Annotated in this window: 17 protein-coding genes; 10 read left to right on the forward strand and 7 right to left on the reverse strand. The window is 66.0% G+C overall.

The genetic code is table 11. From position 1 onward, the window contains the following. Window positions 1-102 precede the first annotated feature (102 nt). Window positions 103-441, forward strand: a complete 339-nt coding sequence (locus MYCSP_RS01850; protein WP_083019453.1) for a WhiB family transcriptional regulator — start codon at window positions 103-105, stop codon at window positions 439-441. A gap of 81 nt (window positions 442-522) precedes the next feature. Here MYCSP_RS01850 and MYCSP_RS01855 read toward each other — a convergent pair whose 3' ends face one another. Continuing rightward, window positions 523-1,644 carry an ArsA family ATPase gene (locus MYCSP_RS01855; protein WP_083019455.1) on the reverse strand — a complete coding sequence of 374 codons (1,122 nt, stop codon included), beginning with the start codon at window positions 1,642-1,644 and terminating at the stop codon, window positions 523-525. Further along, window positions 1,641-2,672, reverse strand: a complete 1,032-nt coding sequence (locus MYCSP_RS01860; RefSeq protein WP_088413084.1) for an ArsA family ATPase — start codon at window positions 2,670-2,672, stop codon at window positions 1,641-1,643. Before MYCSP_RS01860 ends, MYCSP_RS01855 begins: the two co-directional genes overlap by 4 nt. A gap of 68 nt (window positions 2,673-2,740) precedes the next feature. On the opposite strand from MYCSP_RS01860, the gene MYCSP_RS01865 reads away from it, so the two are divergent. From MYCSP_RS01865 to MYCSP_RS01880, 4 genes are read left to right on the forward strand one after another with little or no spacing between them, the layout of a single operon-like run. Then, a complete protein-coding gene (locus tag MYCSP_RS01865) occupies window positions 2,741-2,902 on the forward strand; it encodes a DUF4177 domain-containing protein (RefSeq protein ID WP_005063257.1) in 162 nt (53 codons plus the stop codon). Beyond that, complete coding sequence (locus MYCSP_RS01870) at window positions 2,899-3,375, forward strand: RidA family protein (protein ID WP_083019457.1); 477 nt, start codon at window positions 2,899-2,901, stop codon at window positions 3,373-3,375. The genes MYCSP_RS01865 and MYCSP_RS01870 overlap by 4 nt, the downstream gene beginning before the upstream one ends. Beyond that, on the forward strand, window positions 3,372-4,160 hold the full coding sequence (locus MYCSP_RS01875; RefSeq protein ID WP_088413085.1) for an MBL fold metallo-hydrolase: 789 nt from the start codon (window positions 3,372-3,374) through the stop codon (window positions 4,158-4,160). Before MYCSP_RS01870 ends, MYCSP_RS01875 begins: the two co-directional genes overlap by 4 nt. 6 nt (window positions 4,161-4,166) lie before the next feature. Next, on the forward strand, window positions 4,167-5,012 hold the full coding sequence (locus MYCSP_RS01880; protein ID WP_088413086.1) for a DMT family transporter: 846 nt from the start codon (window positions 4,167-4,169) through the stop codon (window positions 5,010-5,012). A 61-nt stretch (window positions 5,013-5,073) separates the two neighbouring features. On the opposite strand, the gene crp is transcribed toward MYCSP_RS01880, so the two are convergent. Continuing rightward, window positions 5,074-5,748, reverse strand: coding sequence for a cAMP-activated global transcriptional regulator CRP (crp, locus tag MYCSP_RS01885; protein ID WP_005063269.1), 675 nt, complete (start codon window positions 5,746-5,748; stop codon window positions 5,074-5,076). A 95-nt stretch (window positions 5,749-5,843) separates the two neighbouring features. Then, the gene (locus MYCSP_RS01890; protein ID WP_070912338.1) at window positions 5,844-6,206 is read right to left on the reverse strand and encodes a hypothetical protein; all 363 of its coding nucleotides are present in this window, start codon (window positions 6,204-6,206) and stop codon (window positions 5,844-5,846) included. A 155-nt stretch (window positions 6,207-6,361) separates the two neighbouring features. Between MYCSP_RS01890 and nth the strand changes: the two genes are divergently transcribed. Genes nth through marP form a run of 4 tightly spaced genes read left to right on the forward strand, consistent with a single transcriptional unit; the run spans window position 6,362 to window position 9,844 of the window. After that, window positions 6,362-7,159, forward strand: a complete 798-nt coding sequence (nth, locus tag MYCSP_RS01895) for an endonuclease III (RefSeq protein WP_088415373.1) — start codon at window positions 6,362-6,364, stop codon at window positions 7,157-7,159. A 1-nt stretch (window position 7,160) separates the two neighbouring features. Beyond that, the gene (locus MYCSP_RS01900) at window positions 7,161-7,814 is read left to right on the forward strand and encodes a TlpA family protein disulfide reductase (RefSeq protein WP_088413087.1); all 654 of its coding nucleotides are present in this window, start codon (window positions 7,161-7,163) and stop codon (window positions 7,812-7,814) included. A 3-nt stretch (window positions 7,815-7,817) separates the two neighbouring features. After that, complete coding sequence (locus MYCSP_RS01905) at window positions 7,818-8,582, forward strand: NUDIX hydrolase (RefSeq protein WP_083019465.1); 765 nt, start codon at window positions 7,818-7,820, stop codon at window positions 8,580-8,582. Next, window positions 8,579-9,844, forward strand: a complete 1,266-nt coding sequence (gene marP, locus MYCSP_RS01910) for an acid resistance serine protease MarP (protein WP_083019467.1) — start codon at window positions 8,579-8,581, stop codon at window positions 9,842-9,844. The genes MYCSP_RS01905 and marP overlap by 4 nt, the downstream gene beginning before the upstream one ends. On the opposite strand, the gene MYCSP_RS01915 is transcribed toward marP, so the two are convergent. Both MYCSP_RS01915 and MYCSP_RS01920 read right to left on the reverse strand, forming a co-directional pair. Beyond that, window positions 9,818-10,780, reverse strand: a complete 963-nt coding sequence (locus MYCSP_RS01915; RefSeq protein ID WP_083019469.1) for an alpha/beta fold hydrolase — start codon at window positions 10,778-10,780, stop codon at window positions 9,818-9,820. The two genes, marP and MYCSP_RS01915, sit on opposite strands and share 27 nt — an antisense overlap. A gap of 32 nt (window positions 10,781-10,812) precedes the next feature. Further along, on the reverse strand, window positions 10,813-11,337 hold the full coding sequence (locus MYCSP_RS01920) for a phage holin family protein (protein WP_070912343.1): 525 nt from the start codon (window positions 11,335-11,337) through the stop codon (window positions 10,813-10,815). Between the two features lie 238 nt (window positions 11,338-11,575). Between MYCSP_RS01920 and MYCSP_RS01925 the strand changes: the two genes are divergently transcribed. Beyond that, window positions 11,576-12,271, forward strand: a complete 696-nt coding sequence (locus tag MYCSP_RS01925) for a chymotrypsin family serine protease (RefSeq protein ID WP_083019471.1) — start codon at window positions 11,576-11,578, stop codon at window positions 12,269-12,271. Here the strand turns inward: MYCSP_RS01925 and acs are convergent, their stop codons facing one another. Further along, window positions 12,272-14,218, reverse strand: a complete 1,947-nt coding sequence (gene acs, locus MYCSP_RS01930; protein ID WP_083019473.1) for an acetate--CoA ligase — start codon at window positions 14,216-14,218, stop codon at window positions 12,272-12,274. Window positions 14,219-14,231 lie beyond the last annotated feature (13 nt).

Raw genomic sequence — 14,231 nt, forward strand, 5'->3', positions numbered from 1 at the left:
CCTGACCACTAACTTGATCTCACGGTGTGATTCAAGTTACACACTGAGCGGACTGTGGCCCACGCCTCTCACCGGGGCCACGTGTGACAGAAGGGATAGCCAGTGTCAGCTTCACGGCCAGCCACGAGTGCATTGCATACAGCGGGATCGATCGATGGTGGAGAAGCGCGCATTGCATGGGTTTCCCAGGCCAGATGCAGACAAGGCGACCCCGATGAACTGTTCGTTCGCGGAGCGGCGCAGCGTAAGGCCGCGGTCATCTGCCGGCACTGCCCGGTGATGATGGAATGCGGTGCCGACGCGCTGGACAACCGGGTGGAGTTCGGTGTCTGGGGCGGACTGACCGAGCGGCAGCGCCGCGCAATGCTCAAGGCTCACCCCGAGGTGGAGTCCTGGGCGGACTTCTTCGCCGCGCAGCGCAAGCACAAGAGCGCGGTCTAGTTCCTTTTCGTCGAGTGTCGACTTGTCGGGGAGTTCTCTCGAACTTCTACCCGAGAAGTCGACACTCGACGTGTATCTGGGCTAAGACGCGACGCCGGTGATCTGATCGGCGATGGCGCGCAGCGCGTCCACGTCGGAGACGTCGAACGGAAGCGACGGCACCCCGACGATCGGGACCGTCGGATTGGCGCTGGTGAATCGTGACAACAGCCGGATCTCGCGCTTGGCAGTCGCCGCACGCTCCGCGTGAATCCGCAGCACCGCTCCGGGCAGGCTGTACTCGCCCGATTCCTCCAGATTGTCGGCGACGTCGACGGCACGCTCCACGGTCAGGCTCGACAGCGTGGGATGGGTCCGGTTGAGGATGAGTCCGGCCAGCGGCATGCCCTCCTGGGTCAACCGCTCGACAAAGAACGTGGCCTCGCGCAGGGCATCGGGCTCGGCGGCCGACACCACGACGAACTGGGTGCTGCGCCTGCGCAGCAGTTCATAGGTGCGGTCTGCCTTCTCGCGGAAACCGCCGAACGTGGAGTCCAGGGACTGCACGAACATCGAAGCATCGGAAAGCAACTGCGAGCCGAGCACCGTCGACAGCGCCTTCATCGCCAGCCCGACCGCGCCGGTGACGATGCGCCCCAGACCCCGGCTGGAGCCCAGCAGCATCTTCCACAGGCGTCCATCCATGAAGCTGCCCAACCGCTTTGGCGCGTCCAGGAAGTCCAGCGCGTTGCGGGAAGGGGGTGTGTCCACCACGATCAGGTCCCACTTGTCTTCATGGAGGAGCTGTCCCAGCTTCTCCATGGCCATGTACTCCTGCGTGCCCGACATGGAGGTGGCGACCGTCTGATAGAACTTGTTGTCCAGAATCGCCTGTGCGCGTTCGGTTCCCGCGTGCTGGATCACCAGCTCGTCGAAGGTGCGGCGCATATCCAGCATCATGGCGAACAGCTCGCCCTTGAGTCCGTCCACCTGTACCTGCTGCGGCACGTTGCCCAACGCCTCGATGCCCAGCGACTGCGCCAGCCGGCGCGCGGGGTCGATGGTCAGCACCACGACGGTGCGGCCGTACTCCGCCGCGCGCAGCGCCACCGACGCCGCGGTGGTGGTCTTGCCGACGCCGCCTGCGCCGCAGCAGACGATGACGCGATTCTTACGGTCCTCCAGGAGAGCCGCCATGTCCAAGACGGCTGGTGTGTTGCTCATCGGACTCCCTGTTCTGCCAGGCTCTCGGCCAACTCGTACAGGCTGCCCAGGTCGACACCGTCGGCCAGGGTGGGCAATTCCAGTCGCGGGACCTGCAACTCACCGAGCAGATCCTCACTCTCGGCGCGCGCCTGCATCCGGGTGGCGTGTTCGATGGTCTCGGTGAGTAGACCGGCGAAGTCGGCGTCGGAGAGGGTTACGTTGTTCTCGCTCAACGCCGTCCGCACCGCGTCGGCGTCCACCACTCCCTCGGCGGCCTTGGCCAGGTCGTCGGCGGAAAGATGCTGCTCCACGGTCCGGTTGACGATGACGCTGCCCACCGGCAGGCCCATCTCGCTCAGTTCGGCGATGGCCTCGGCGGTCTCCTGCATGGGCAGCGCCTCAAGCAGGGTCACCAGGTGGATGGCCGTCTGGTCCGAGTGCAGCAGCCTGCGCACTCCCTCGGACTGTGAGTGGATGGGTCCGCCCTTGGCGACGTCGGACAGTGCCGAGGTCACATCCAGGAAGCGGGCGATCCGCCCGGTGGGCGGGGCGTCGACCACCACCGCGTCATACACGTGCCGTCCGGACTTGTCGGTGCGGACGATGCACTCCTTGATCTTTCCGGTGAGGATGACGTCCCGGATTCCGGGCGCGATCGTGGTGGCGAATTCGATCGCGCCGATCCGCTTCATGGCACGCCCCGCCAGCCCGAGGTTGTAGAACATCTCGAGGTATTCCATGAACGCCGTTTCGATCTCGATGGCGAGTGCGTTCACCACTCCGCCGCCCTCGGCGGTGGCGATCTTGAGCTCCTTGGGGGCCAGCGGTGGGACGTCGAAAAGCTGGGCGATGCCCTGCCGGTTTTCGACCTCGACCAGCAGCACCTTGCGGCCGCCCGCGGCCAGCGCGAGGGCCAACGCCGCGGCGATGGTGGACTTTCCGGTCCCACCCTTGCCGGTCACGAAGTGCAGTCGTGCACTCGCGACTCGGGCGGGCCAGGCGTTGGCTGGAGTCCCTGCGTCGTTGTCAGGGGAAGTGTTGACCACGCACGCATGCTAACTGTCCGCCATCGGACCCGACGACACAACGTCTGTGCTTGTCCTAGGGTTCAGATATGACCGAACGCACCGCGTGGGAGTACGCGACCGTCCCGCTGTTGACACACGCCACCAAGCAGATCCTGGACCAATGGGGAAGTGACGGCTGGGAGCTGGTGAGCGTGCTGCCGGGGCCCACCGGTGAACAGCATGTCGCGTACCTGAAGAGGTCGAAGTGAGCTCGCACAGCGCCCGGCTGGCCGAGCTGGGAATCGAACTGCCCGCCGTTGCCGCACCCCTGGCCGCGTACCAGCCCGCGGTCCGCAGCGGCAGCCACGTCTACACCTCCGGGCAGCTGCCCATCGTGGGCGGAGACCTGGTCACCGCGGGCAAGGTTGGTGCCGACGTGTCTCCGGAAGATGCCAAGGCGCTGGCCCGCATCTGCGCGCTCAATGCGGTGGCGGCAGTGGACGCACTCGTCGGCATCGACAACGTCGTCAAGGTGGTCAAGGTCGTCGGATTCGTCGCGTCGGCACCGGGATTCACCGGCCAGCCCGGCGTGGTGAACGGCGCCTCGGAACTGTTGGGTGAGGTCTTCGGAGACGCCGGGGTACATGCGCGCTCGGCAGTGGGTGTTGCCGAGCTGCCGATCAATGCCCCGGTGGAAGTCGAGATCTTGGTAGAAGTTCGAGAGGAAGTGCGCGGAGAGTGACCTATCCCGCCTACGGGCAGCTGCGGCCAGTGACCGAGACGGCCTCGGTACTGCTGGCCAACAACCCGGGGATGATGACGCTCGAAGGCACCAACACCTGGGTATTGCGCGCGCCGGGTAGCGACGAGATCGTCATCGTCGACCCCGGTCCGGGCGTCGCCACCGGTGACCCCGACGTGCACGTCGAGGAGCTCGCGAAGATCGGCAAGGTGGCATTGGTGTTGGTGAGCCATCGCCATTTCGACCACACCGGCGGCGTCGACCGGCTGGTCGAGCTGACCGGCGCCCCGGTGCGCGCCGCGGACCCGGTCTGGCTGCGCGGCGATTCGGTGGCGCTGACCGACGGTGAGTGCATCGACGTCGCGGGTCTGTCCATCTCGGTGCTGTCGACCCCCGGGCACAGCGATGATTCGGTGTCCTTCGTGCTGGATGACGCGGTGCTGACCGCGGACACCATCCTGGGACGGGGCACGACGGTCATCGCCCAGGACGGCGGCGGCCTCGGCGACTACTTGGAGTCGCTGAAACGCCTTGAGGGCCTGGGCAAGCGCACCGTGCTGCCCGGTCACGGCCCGGAGCTGGGCGATCTCTCGGCGGTCTCGGCCGAATACCTGGCACACCGCGAGCAGCGCCTCGACCAGGTGCGCGGGGCGCTGGCGGCGTTGGGGGAGGACGCCTCGGCTCGCCAGGTGGTGGAACACGTCTACACCGACGTCGATCCGTCGCTGTGGGGTGCCGCCGAATGGTCGGTGCAGGCGCAGCTGGATTACCTGCGCTCCGTCTAGCCAGCGGTGAACTCGATTCCGTTAGCCCTCGCGGGCTCACTGAGCTGGGGCATCAGCGACTTCATCGGCGGGCATGCGAGCAAGCGGCGCTCGACGCTGGCGGTGCTCGCGCTGAGCCGACCCGTCGGGTTGGTGGTGGTGAGTCTGGTCGCCGTGGTGACGTCGTCCACCCACTTCGACGGCCGCACGCTGCTGGGAATGCTTTCCGGCCCAGCGGCTTTAACGGCTCTCTACGCGTTGTATCGCGCCCTTGCCATCGGCCCGATGGGCGTGGTGTCACCCATCGCCGCGGTGGGTGCGGTGGTACCGGTGATATGGGGTGCCATGATCGGGCAGTCGCTCTCGGGTCTGACCTATCTGGGGCTTGCCGGCACCCTCGCCGGCGTCATGCTGGCCTCGGCCTCAGAGGGGCTGGACGGGCAGCGCCCGGGGCGGCAGGTCCTCGTGTGGTCGTTCTTCTGCATGGTCATGTTCGGGGTCTGCATGATTCTGCTCGCGGAGGCGGGCCGATATCACCCCGTTGAGGCAGTCGTGGTTTCCCGCGCCACCGAGGTGACGGTGATCCTCGTACTCGGAGCCTTCAGCTGGAAGAGCCTGCGCGAGAACCTGCGTCCGCCATTTGGCGTGGTGCCCTTCGCCGGGGTGCTCGACACCTCGGCGCTCCTGTTGTTCACCTACGCCTCCGCGCACGGAAGTCTCGGCGTCGCCGCGGTGCTGTCCTCGCTGTACCCGGTGGTGACGGTGCTCATCGCCCGTGTGGTGCTCCATGAGCGCCTCAGTCGAGTCCAGCAGGCCGGTGCCGTGTTGACGCTGGTGTGCGTCGCCGTGGTGGCGTTCAGCGCGTCGAGATGACACTCATGCTGGATTTGGGCCCAATCCACTCGCATAGATGTCATCTCGGCGAGCGGTAGAACTAACGCGCGCGGCGGGCCAGACGCTCGGAGTCCGAGATGAGGACGCTCTTGCCCTCCAGTCGGATCCAGCCACGATGCGCGAAGTCGGCCAGCGCCTTGTTCACGGTCTCGCGTGAGGCACCCACCAGCTGAGCGATCTCTTCCTGCGTCAGGTCGTGCGTCACGCGCAGCGCGCCGCCCTCCTGGGTGCCGAACCGCTGGGCCAGCTGCAGCAGCTGCTTGGCCACGCGGCCGGGCACGTCGGTGAAGATCAAATCCGCGAGATTGTTGTTGGTGCGGCGCAGGCGGCGGGCCAACACGCGCAGTAGCTGCTCGGCGATCTCCGGACGATCGGCGATCCAGGCGCGCAAGGCGTCCCGGTCCATCGACACCGCGCGCACCTCGGTGATGGTGGTGGCGCTGGACGTCCGCGGCCCCGGGTCGAAGATCGACAGCTCGCCGAACATGTCCGACGGCCCCATGATCGTCAGCAGATTCTCACGGCCGTCGGGAGACCGGCGCCCGATCTTCACCTTGCCGGTGATGATGATGTACAGACGATCGCCAGGCTCGCCCTCGGCGAACACCGTGTGCCCGCGCGGGAAGTCCACCGGCTGTAGCTGCTTGGTCAGCGCCGAGACGGCGCTCGGTTCGACACCCTGGAAGATTCCGGCCCTGGCCAGGATCTCGTCCACGTTTGCCCCTTACCCAAATTGTTAGTCATGCTTGCGCTGGCCTGCTCACCTCGACATGAGTCTAGAGGCCAGGTCGCCAAAGAACGTGATCCAAGCTACACCGCTGCGCCACCGGCACGCAGTGAATCCACTACCGAATGCCGTGAACGCATGGAAGAAATACCCTCTTCCCGCAGGCTAGGGCCCCCTGCCGCGCGTGGAGGCTTGGCCGACGAGCCGTTGATTCGCGGCTCGCTGTAGCCGTGTGCGGTGGCTTGGTAAACCGCCTCCAGGGACGGTTCGATGCGTTGCAGTTGGCGCTGGTGCAAACCCTCGATGGCCGACGGCATGCCGTCGCGGGCGAGGCGACTCATATCCGACGGACTCGCCTGGTCCAGAAAATCGGCGACCTCGCTGGGTTGCAAGGTATGCCGCATCAACCCGGCTTCCAGCTTTCCCAGCCCAAGGCTGGCAAGCATGAGAAGTCCGGGTACCAATAAACCGAATAGGCCCGACACGGGTTGAAGTAAACACGGCCAAGATCTCGACCAGGTCACGAAAAACAACCGGTTTGTCCTGCGCAAGGGTGCAATCGGTGCGCGGGGCCCCCGCAGCCTCCCGCTACCCTGGGATTGTGTCTGCGACCGGATCTGCCGCTAAGCCCAGAGCGAAATCGTCGGCGAAGACGCCAGACCTGGTCCGGTCCTGGAAGCCTGAGACGCACCCCGTGCTGGTCCGTCGTGCGCGACGGATGAATCGCACTCTGGCGCAGGCATTTCCGCATGTCTATTGCGAGCTCGACTTCACCAATCCGCTCGAATTGGCGGTGGCCACCATCTTGTCGGCCCAATGCACCGATGTCCGCGTCAACATGGTGACGCCCGCGTTGTTCGCCAAGTACCGCACCGCCGAGGACTACGCCGGCGCCAACCGGGCCGAACTCGAAGAGATGATTCGCACCACCGGCTTCTATCGGAACAAGACGAACTCGATCATCGGCCTGGGCACCCAACTGGTGGAGCGATACGGCGGCGAGGTGCCGCCGCGGCTCAAGGATTTGATCACCCTCCCCGGCATCGGACGCAAGACAGCAAATGTTGTCCTGGGCAATGCCTTTGACATCCCGGGCATCACTGTGGACACGCATTTCGGCCGGCTGGTGCGTCGCTGGCGGTGGACCGAGGAAGAAGATCCGGTCAAGGTCGAACACATCGTCGGTGATCTCATCGAGCGCAAGGAATGGACCCTGCTCAGCCACCGGGTGATCTTCCACGGTCGGCGTGTGTGCCATGCGCGCAAGCCCGCCTGCGGTGTTTGTGTGCTGGCCAAGGATTGTCCGTCCTACGGGCTGGGCCCGACGGATCCGGAGCTGGCCGCACCGCTGGTGAAGGGGCCCGAGACCGAGCACCTGCTGGCTCTGGCCGGGTTGTGACGTGGCTCGGCTCAATACCGGGGCGCGATGGACGATTGTGGGGGTGGTGCTGGTCGCCGCGCTGATCGCCGTCATGTTGTCGCAGCAACACGATCAGCAGCGGCGCCTGCCACAGGGGCAGGAACCCGTGGCCGCCCGAGAACGCCGAGACGCCGACACCCCCGAGGCCCTCGCCGAGCTGCGCCGCCAGGCGCAGCTGCCGCCCTGTCCGACAGCAGGTGCCAACCCGGGCATGGGTGAACTCGCCGGGATAACCCTGGAATGCAGCGGGGTCAGGGTGCCGGTGGGGCCGGTGCTCGCCGGGCGCCAGGTGGTGCTGAATCTGTGGGCCTACTGGTGCGGCCCCTGCGCCGACGAATTGCCCGCCATGGCCGAATTGCAGCGCCGTGCAGGCGACAGGCTCTCCGTGGTCACGGTGCACCAAGACGAGAACGAGGCTGCCGGCTTGGCCAAGCTCACCGAGCTCCACGTCAGGCTGCCGATGATCCAGGACGGGGCCCGTCGGATCGCGGCGGCGTTGAAGTCGCCGAATGTCATGCCCACCACCATTTTGATCCGCGCGGACGGTAGCGTTGCCCGGGTGCTACCGCGTTCGTTCACTTCGGCGGATGAGATCGGGGCCGAGGTGGAACAAGCGTTGGGAATGAGGTTCTAGGTCGTGACTGCCGATGAGCCGTTGGCGCGCAGAGGATTGGCGACGGCACCGCTGACGCCCGGCGCTGCCCCCGACTGGATGCGACCGCTGGTGGACAACGCCGCGGGTGTCAAGGATGTCTATGGCCGCGGTGTGCACCCGGCAATCAAGGCCGTGCTCCGGGCGCGCAAGCTGCCGTCGTCCGGCCGTCCGGCGGCCGTACTTGTGCTCGTATCCGCCGATGGTGCGGTCACCGACCCGACCGATGCGGACCTGCTCTTGACGGTGCGCGCGTCGACCCTGCGGCAGCACAGCGGCCAGGTCTCGTTCCCAGGAGGTGCCACCGACCCGGGCGATGAAGGACCGGTAGGGACCGCCTTGCGTGAGGCCCAGGAGGAGACGGGACTCGACCCGGTGCGTGTGCAACCGCTGACGGTGATGGACCCGCTGTTCATCCCACCGTCCGGTTTCCACGTGTCGCCGGTGCTCGCGTACTCGCCGGATCCCGGTCCCGTCCTGGCCGTAGACCCGGGCGAGACCGCCGAGGTATCGCGAGTCAAGATCGGCGACCTCGTCAACCCGGCGAATCGGATCATGGTGACCAAGAAGACATTTGGCATCCGCTACAGCGGCCCCGCCTTCTTGCTCCCGGGGATGCTGGTGTGGGGCTTCACCGGTCAGATCATCTCGGCGATGCTCGAGGTGTCCGGCTGGGCCCAGCCGTGGGACACTCGTAACCTTCGTGATCTTGATGAGCTGCTGGCCGAGCACCTGGGAGGGTCGGTATGAATCTGAATCCGTCGCAGTGGCTCGATATCGGTGTCATAGCCGTCGCGTTCATCGCCGCCGTATCCGGATGGCGCTCAGGCGCTTTGGGCTCCCTGATGTCCTTCGTCGGGGTGATCCTGGGAGCGGTGGCCGGCATCATGTTGGCCCCACATGTGGTGGCCAACATCGAAGGCTCTCGCACCAAGCTGTTCGCCTCCTTGCTGTTGATCCTGGTGCTGGTGGTCATCGGCGAGGTCGCGGGCGTGGTGCTGGGCCGAGCCATGCGCGGCGCGATCAGGAACCGCGCATTGCGTGCCGGCGATTCGGTGATCGGGGTGGTGCTGCAGGTGGCCGCGGTGCTGGTCGCCGCGTGGCTGCTGTCCATCCCGATGCAGAGCTCCAATCAGCCGAATATCTCTGCGGCGGCGCGTGATTCGAAGGTGCTCAGCCAGGTCGACAAGTACGCCCCGGACCAGTTGCGCAAGGTGCCCAACGACCTGTCGAAGCTGCTGGACACCTCCGGGTTGCCCAGTGTGTTGCAGCCGTTCGGCAAGACGCCGATCGCCGCGGTGGACGCGCCCGACACAGCCCTGGCCGACGGGCCGGTGGTGCGCGGCGCCGAGCCGAGCGTCGTCAAGATCAAGGGCATCGCCCGTAGCTGCCAAAAATCGCTGGAGGGAACCGGATTCGTCATCGCCCCGCATCGGGTGATGTCGAACGCGCACGTTGTGGCCGGCACCAACAGCGTGACCGTCGAGTCGGCGGGGCAGACCTTCGATGCCACCGTGGTGGCCTACGACCCGAACGCCGACATCTCGATCCTCGCGGTTCCGGACATGCCGGCGGCACCCCTGGTCTTCGCGCCCAAGCCCGCCAAGACAGGTGACGACGCCATCGTGCTGGGCTACCCGGGCGGCGGAAACTACAAGGCGACACCGGCGCGCGTGCGCGAGATCATCGAACTGAACGGCCCCGACATCTACCGCTCCACCACGGTGACCCGCGAGGTGTACACCGTGCGAGGTTCAGTGCTGCAGGGCAATTCGGGCGGCCCGCTGATCGACACCGAAGGTCGCGTGCTCGGCGTCGTGTTCGGGGCGGCGATCGACGATGACGACACCGGATTCGCACTGACGGCCAAGCAGGTCAAGGATCAGCTCGCCAAGGCCGACCTTGTCGACCCCGTCGCCACCGGCAGCTGCATTTCCGCGCCCGAGGCCAACAAGTCACCGGAGCAGCCCGTCAGCGGTCCGCAGTCACCGGCGCCCAATAAAGCCCCGTAGGTGTTCGTTGACGGTGGCCGGGTCCTCCTCGTGGACATAGTGGCCCACCCCGCGTAGCGCCACGAACTGTCCGTTGGGTGCGTACGGCAGCGACCGGTGCACCGGATCGGCGAGCACATAGGGGTCTGCCTCACCGCGCAGGTGAAGCATGGGGACGGACAGTTCACGATTCATCGAGCGCATGAAACGCCAGCCTTCGCTGCGCAATTGGCTGCGCACCGCCCAGCGCTGATACTCCAGTGCGCAATGGGCCACACCGGGGATGGCGATCGCGGTGCGCAGGTGCTTGATGGTGTCGGCGAAATCGTCGGTGGCGGTCCACTGCTCGCCCGCGCGCGAGCGCACCAGACGTTCCAGCTCGGCGCCGCGGTGACGTGTCAGGGTGCGCTCGGGCAGGATCGGCATCTGGTAACGCATGAGCGAGGGCAGCAGCGCCCCACCCTGGCCGGTTCCCCGGAATGTGGATGTGCGTAAGGCGATCGGGTGCGGCGAGCTGACTACCGCGATGGCGTCGACGAGGCGTGGATGCAAGTTGGCGGTGGCCCAGCAGACCAGTCCGCCCTCGGCATGCCCCACCAGCGTCGCCGAGCTGTGACCGAGGGCGCGGATCAGCCCGGCGGTGTCTCCGGCCAATGTCCAACCGTCGTAGCCGCGCGGAGGTTTGTCACTACCCCCGTAGCCGCGCAGATCGACGGCCACCACCCGGGCGTCCGTCAGCTCACGCAGCTGATGCCGCCAGGACCACCAGAACGAGCCGAATCCGTGCAGGAGCAATACCAGCGGTCTGCTGGTAACGGCGACGGTCGAGGCGTCCGGGGTCTCGGCTTCCACCCCGTGAAAGCGAATTCCGTTGGCATGTACGTCGAAATGGCGCCACGGCCCGACGATGCGGACCACGGACGGATCAGGGTGACGGGCCGTCTGGTCGAACAGCATGGATGTGTCGGTGCCGAGCCGACGTCAGGTGGTTACCAGCCCGACGGGTCGGCCGGTTTGGTCGACTTCGTCAGTGCGGGAGCCTCGTCGTCACGTGAGGCGAAGACGGTGCGTGTCTCCTTGACGCTCTCGATGGTTGCCTGGGGCCCGCGGATGCGTCTGACCTGCAAATAGCCGATCAGTACCGCGAGGATCGCGACGAACACCATGGCGGCGAAGATGATCAGGTAGGCGGCCCAGGCGGGCAGCCACACCTTGAGTACCTCGGCGGCGAAAAAGAAGAAGAAGAACGTCGAGTAGAACAGGACCACCAGGGCCGCGATGAAGAAGATGCTGCCCGCGACGCCCTTCTTGACGTCCCGGATGACCTCGGCGCGGGCGAGCTCCACCTCGGCACGCACCAGGGCGGAAACCTGAGTGGTTGCATCACGGACCAGATTGCCAATGGTGGGTTCGCCGGTGCCGGTCGCATTCGGATCGGACAGTGGGATGGCGGCGACGGTGATCGGAACACCATTGCTGTCTGTGCGGTAGTTGCGGCTTCCAGGGCTGCTCACTGTGCTCCCTCCGTGTCCCTCGCGGGTCCGGTGTGATGTCGTCCGGCCTATGTTGCCACGTCGGTGGCGCCGGGGGCGCGGCGCGTCTGGCCTGGGGGCGTTGTTACCCAATCGATAGCACTGTGACAGAAGTGACCAGTGTGAATCTTGATTAGAATGACGGCAGGCGTGGCCGACGGGGGATGAGATGCGGCCGGAATGAGAAAGGCTGCATGACATGAGGTCACCCGGGCGGCGTATGCGGTACGTCTTGCCGGTCCTGATGGTGCTGTTTGGCCTCGTCGCGGGCGTGATTCCGGCCGCCGCGGCTCCCGCCGCGGGCGCCGATGACAAGGTGCCCATGGGCGGGGGCGCCGGCCTGATCATCAACGGCGACACCCTGTGCACGCTGACGACGATCGGCCACGACAACAAGGGCAACTTGGTGGGATTCACCTCGGCGCACTGCGGCGGCGCAGGTTCGCAGGTGGCCTCGGAGGACTTTCCCAAGAAGGGCGTGCTCGGCAAGTTCGTCAACGGCAACGAGCAGTACGACTACGCGACCATCCAGTTCGACCCGGAGAAGGTGCAGCCGGTGAACACCTACAAGGGATTCACCATCACCGGAATCGGACCAGACCCCCAGCCGGGTGACATCGCGTGCAAGCTGGGGCGCACCACCGGCAACTCATGCGGTGTGACCTTCGGCGCCGGGGCCGAACCCGGCACCTTCATCAACCAGGTCTGCGGACAGCCCGGGGACTCGGGTGCGCCGGTCACCGTGAACGGACAACTGGTCGGAATGATTCACGGTGCCGCCACCAAGCTGCCGGTGTGCATCGTCAAATACATCCCGCTGCACACGCCGACCACCACGTACTCGATCAACACCGTGTTGGCCGATATCAACGCCAAGAACCGAACCGCCGGAGTGGGTTTCACCCCGGTCGGCTAGCTACTTGCTGGCCCTGATCGCCTCGAACACGCTGGGGTCTACCAGTGTCGAGGTGTCGCCCAGCTCGCGTCCCTCGGCCACATCGCGCAGTAGCCTGCGCATGATCTTGCCGCTGCGGGTCTTGGGCAGTTCGGGCACCACGTGAATCTCGCGTGGCTTGGCGATGGGTGAAATCTCCTTGGAAACTTGGGCTTTCAGGTGTGAGACAAGCTCGTCGCCCTCGACGGTATGGCTGGCCTTCAGGATCACGAACGCCACGATGGCCTGACCGGTCGTGTCATCGGAGGCTCCTACGACGGCGGCCTCGGCGACACCGTCGTGCCCGACCAGTGCCGATTCCACCTCGGCGGTAGAGATCCGATGACCGGAGATGTTCATGACGTCGTCGATGCGGCCCAGCACCCAGATGGCGCCATCGCCGTCGTAGCGTGCGCCGTCCCCGGCGAAGTACCAGCCCTTCTCGGCGTAGCGGGACCAGTAGGTCTCCTTGAACCGCTCCGGGTCGCCCCAGATGCCGCGCAGCATGGACGGCCACGGCTGATCGAGCACCAGATAACCGGTGACCGGCTCGTCGCCGCTCGCGGGCTCCAGCCGATTCCCGTCGTCGTCCACGATTTTCGCCGAGATACCGGGCAAGGCACGCATCGCCGAACCGGGCTTGGTGTCGGTGACACCGGGTAGCGGGGAGATCATCGCCGAGCCGGTTTCCGTCTGCCACCAGGTGTCGACGATGGGGGTGCGGTTGCCTCCGATGACCTCGCGGTACCAGCGCCAGGCCTCGGGATTGATCGGTTCGCCGACGCTGCCGAGCAGTCGTAGGCTCGACAGATCGTGCGCGAACGGGATTTCCCGGCCCCACTTCATGAACGTCCGCACCAGTGTGGGGGCGATGTAATAGATGGTGACACCGTACTTTTCGATGATCTCGAAATGCCGGTGCTCGTTCGGTGAGGTGGGTGTGCCCTCGTAGACCACCTGCGTGGCGCCGTTGGACAGCGGACCGTAGACGATGTAGGTGTGGCCGGTGACCCAGCCGATATCGGCTGTGCACCAGTACACGTCGGTCTCGGGTTTGAGATCGAAGATGTTGAAATGCGTGTACGAGGTCTGGGTCAGGTATCCACCCGAGGTGTGCACGATGCCCTTGGGCTTGCCGGTCGTTCCCGAGGTGTACAGCAGGAACAACGGATGCTCGGAATCGAATGCCTCAGGTACGTGGGTGGTGTCGGCCTCTGCCACCGTCTCGTGCCACCACAGGTCGCGCCCCTGGGTCCAGTCGACGGGAATCTCGGTGCGGCGCACCACCAGAACATGTTCGACCGAACTCGGCTCGCCGCCCAGTGCTTCGTCGACACCGGCCTTCAATGGGGCGGCGCTGCCACGGCGCCATTGACCGTCTGCGGTGATGACCAGCTTGGCCTGGGCGTCGTCGATCCGCGCGCGCAACGCTGCGGCGGAGAATCCGGCGAAGACCACCGAGTGCATGAGGCCCAGTCGCGCACATGCCAGCATCGCCACGATGGCCTCGGGCAGCATCGGCATGTAGATGGCCACCCGGTCACCGGAAACCAAACCGAGCTCGGTCAGGTAGTTGGCCGCCTGGCTCACCTGAGCCAGCAGTTCGGCATAGGTGATGGTGCGGGTGTCGCCGGGTTCGCCCTCCCAGTGGATGGCGACGCGGTCACCGTTGCCGGCCTCCACATGCCGGTCGACGCAGTTGTACGCGACGTTGAGCTTGCCGCCCACGAACCACTTCGCGAACGGGGCGTCCGACCAGTCGAGGACCTCGCCGAAGGGCTCCTGCCAGTGCAGGCGGTCCGCCTGCCGCGCCCAGAACCCGAGTCGATCCTCCTCGGCCGCCTGATAGAGGTCGGCGGTCGCATTCGCCGTCGCGGTGAACTCCGGCGACGGCGGATAGCTGTCCGGCTCGGTGCTGACTTCGGTCATCTGATCTGGCCTT

The organism is Mycobacteroides saopaulense, assembly GCF_001456355.1.
In the GTDB taxonomy this organism is placed as follows: Bacteria; Actinomycetota; Actinomycetes; order Mycobacteriales; family Mycobacteriaceae; genus Mycobacterium; species Mycobacterium saopaulense.

Coding starts and splice junctions, on each gene's coding strand:
- MYCSP_RS01855 (WP_083019455.1), bottom strand. CDS start 1,644: ATGAGCAACACACCAGCCGTCTTGGACATGGCGGCTCTCCTGGAGGAC.
- MYCSP_RS01865 (WP_005063257.1), top strand. CDS start 2,741: ATGACCGAACGCACCGCGTGGGAGTACGCGACCGTCCCGCTGTTGACA.
- MYCSP_RS01890 (WP_070912338.1), bottom strand. CDS start 6,206: ATGCTTGCCAGCCTTGGGCTGGGAAAGCTGGAAGCCGGGTTGATGCGG.
- marP (WP_083019467.1), top strand. CDS start 8,579: ATGAATCTGAATCCGTCGCAGTGGCTCGATATCGGTGTCATAGCCGTC.
- MYCSP_RS01915 (WP_083019469.1), bottom strand. CDS start 10,780: ATGCTGTTCGACCAGACGGCCCGTCACCCTGATCCGTCCGTGGTCCGC.
- MYCSP_RS01925 (WP_083019471.1), top strand. CDS start 11,576: ATGCGGTACGTCTTGCCGGTCCTGATGGTGCTGTTTGGCCTCGTCGCG.
- acs (WP_083019473.1), bottom strand. CDS start 14,218: ATGACCGAAGTCAGCACCGAGCCGGACAGCTATCCGCCGTCGCCGGAG.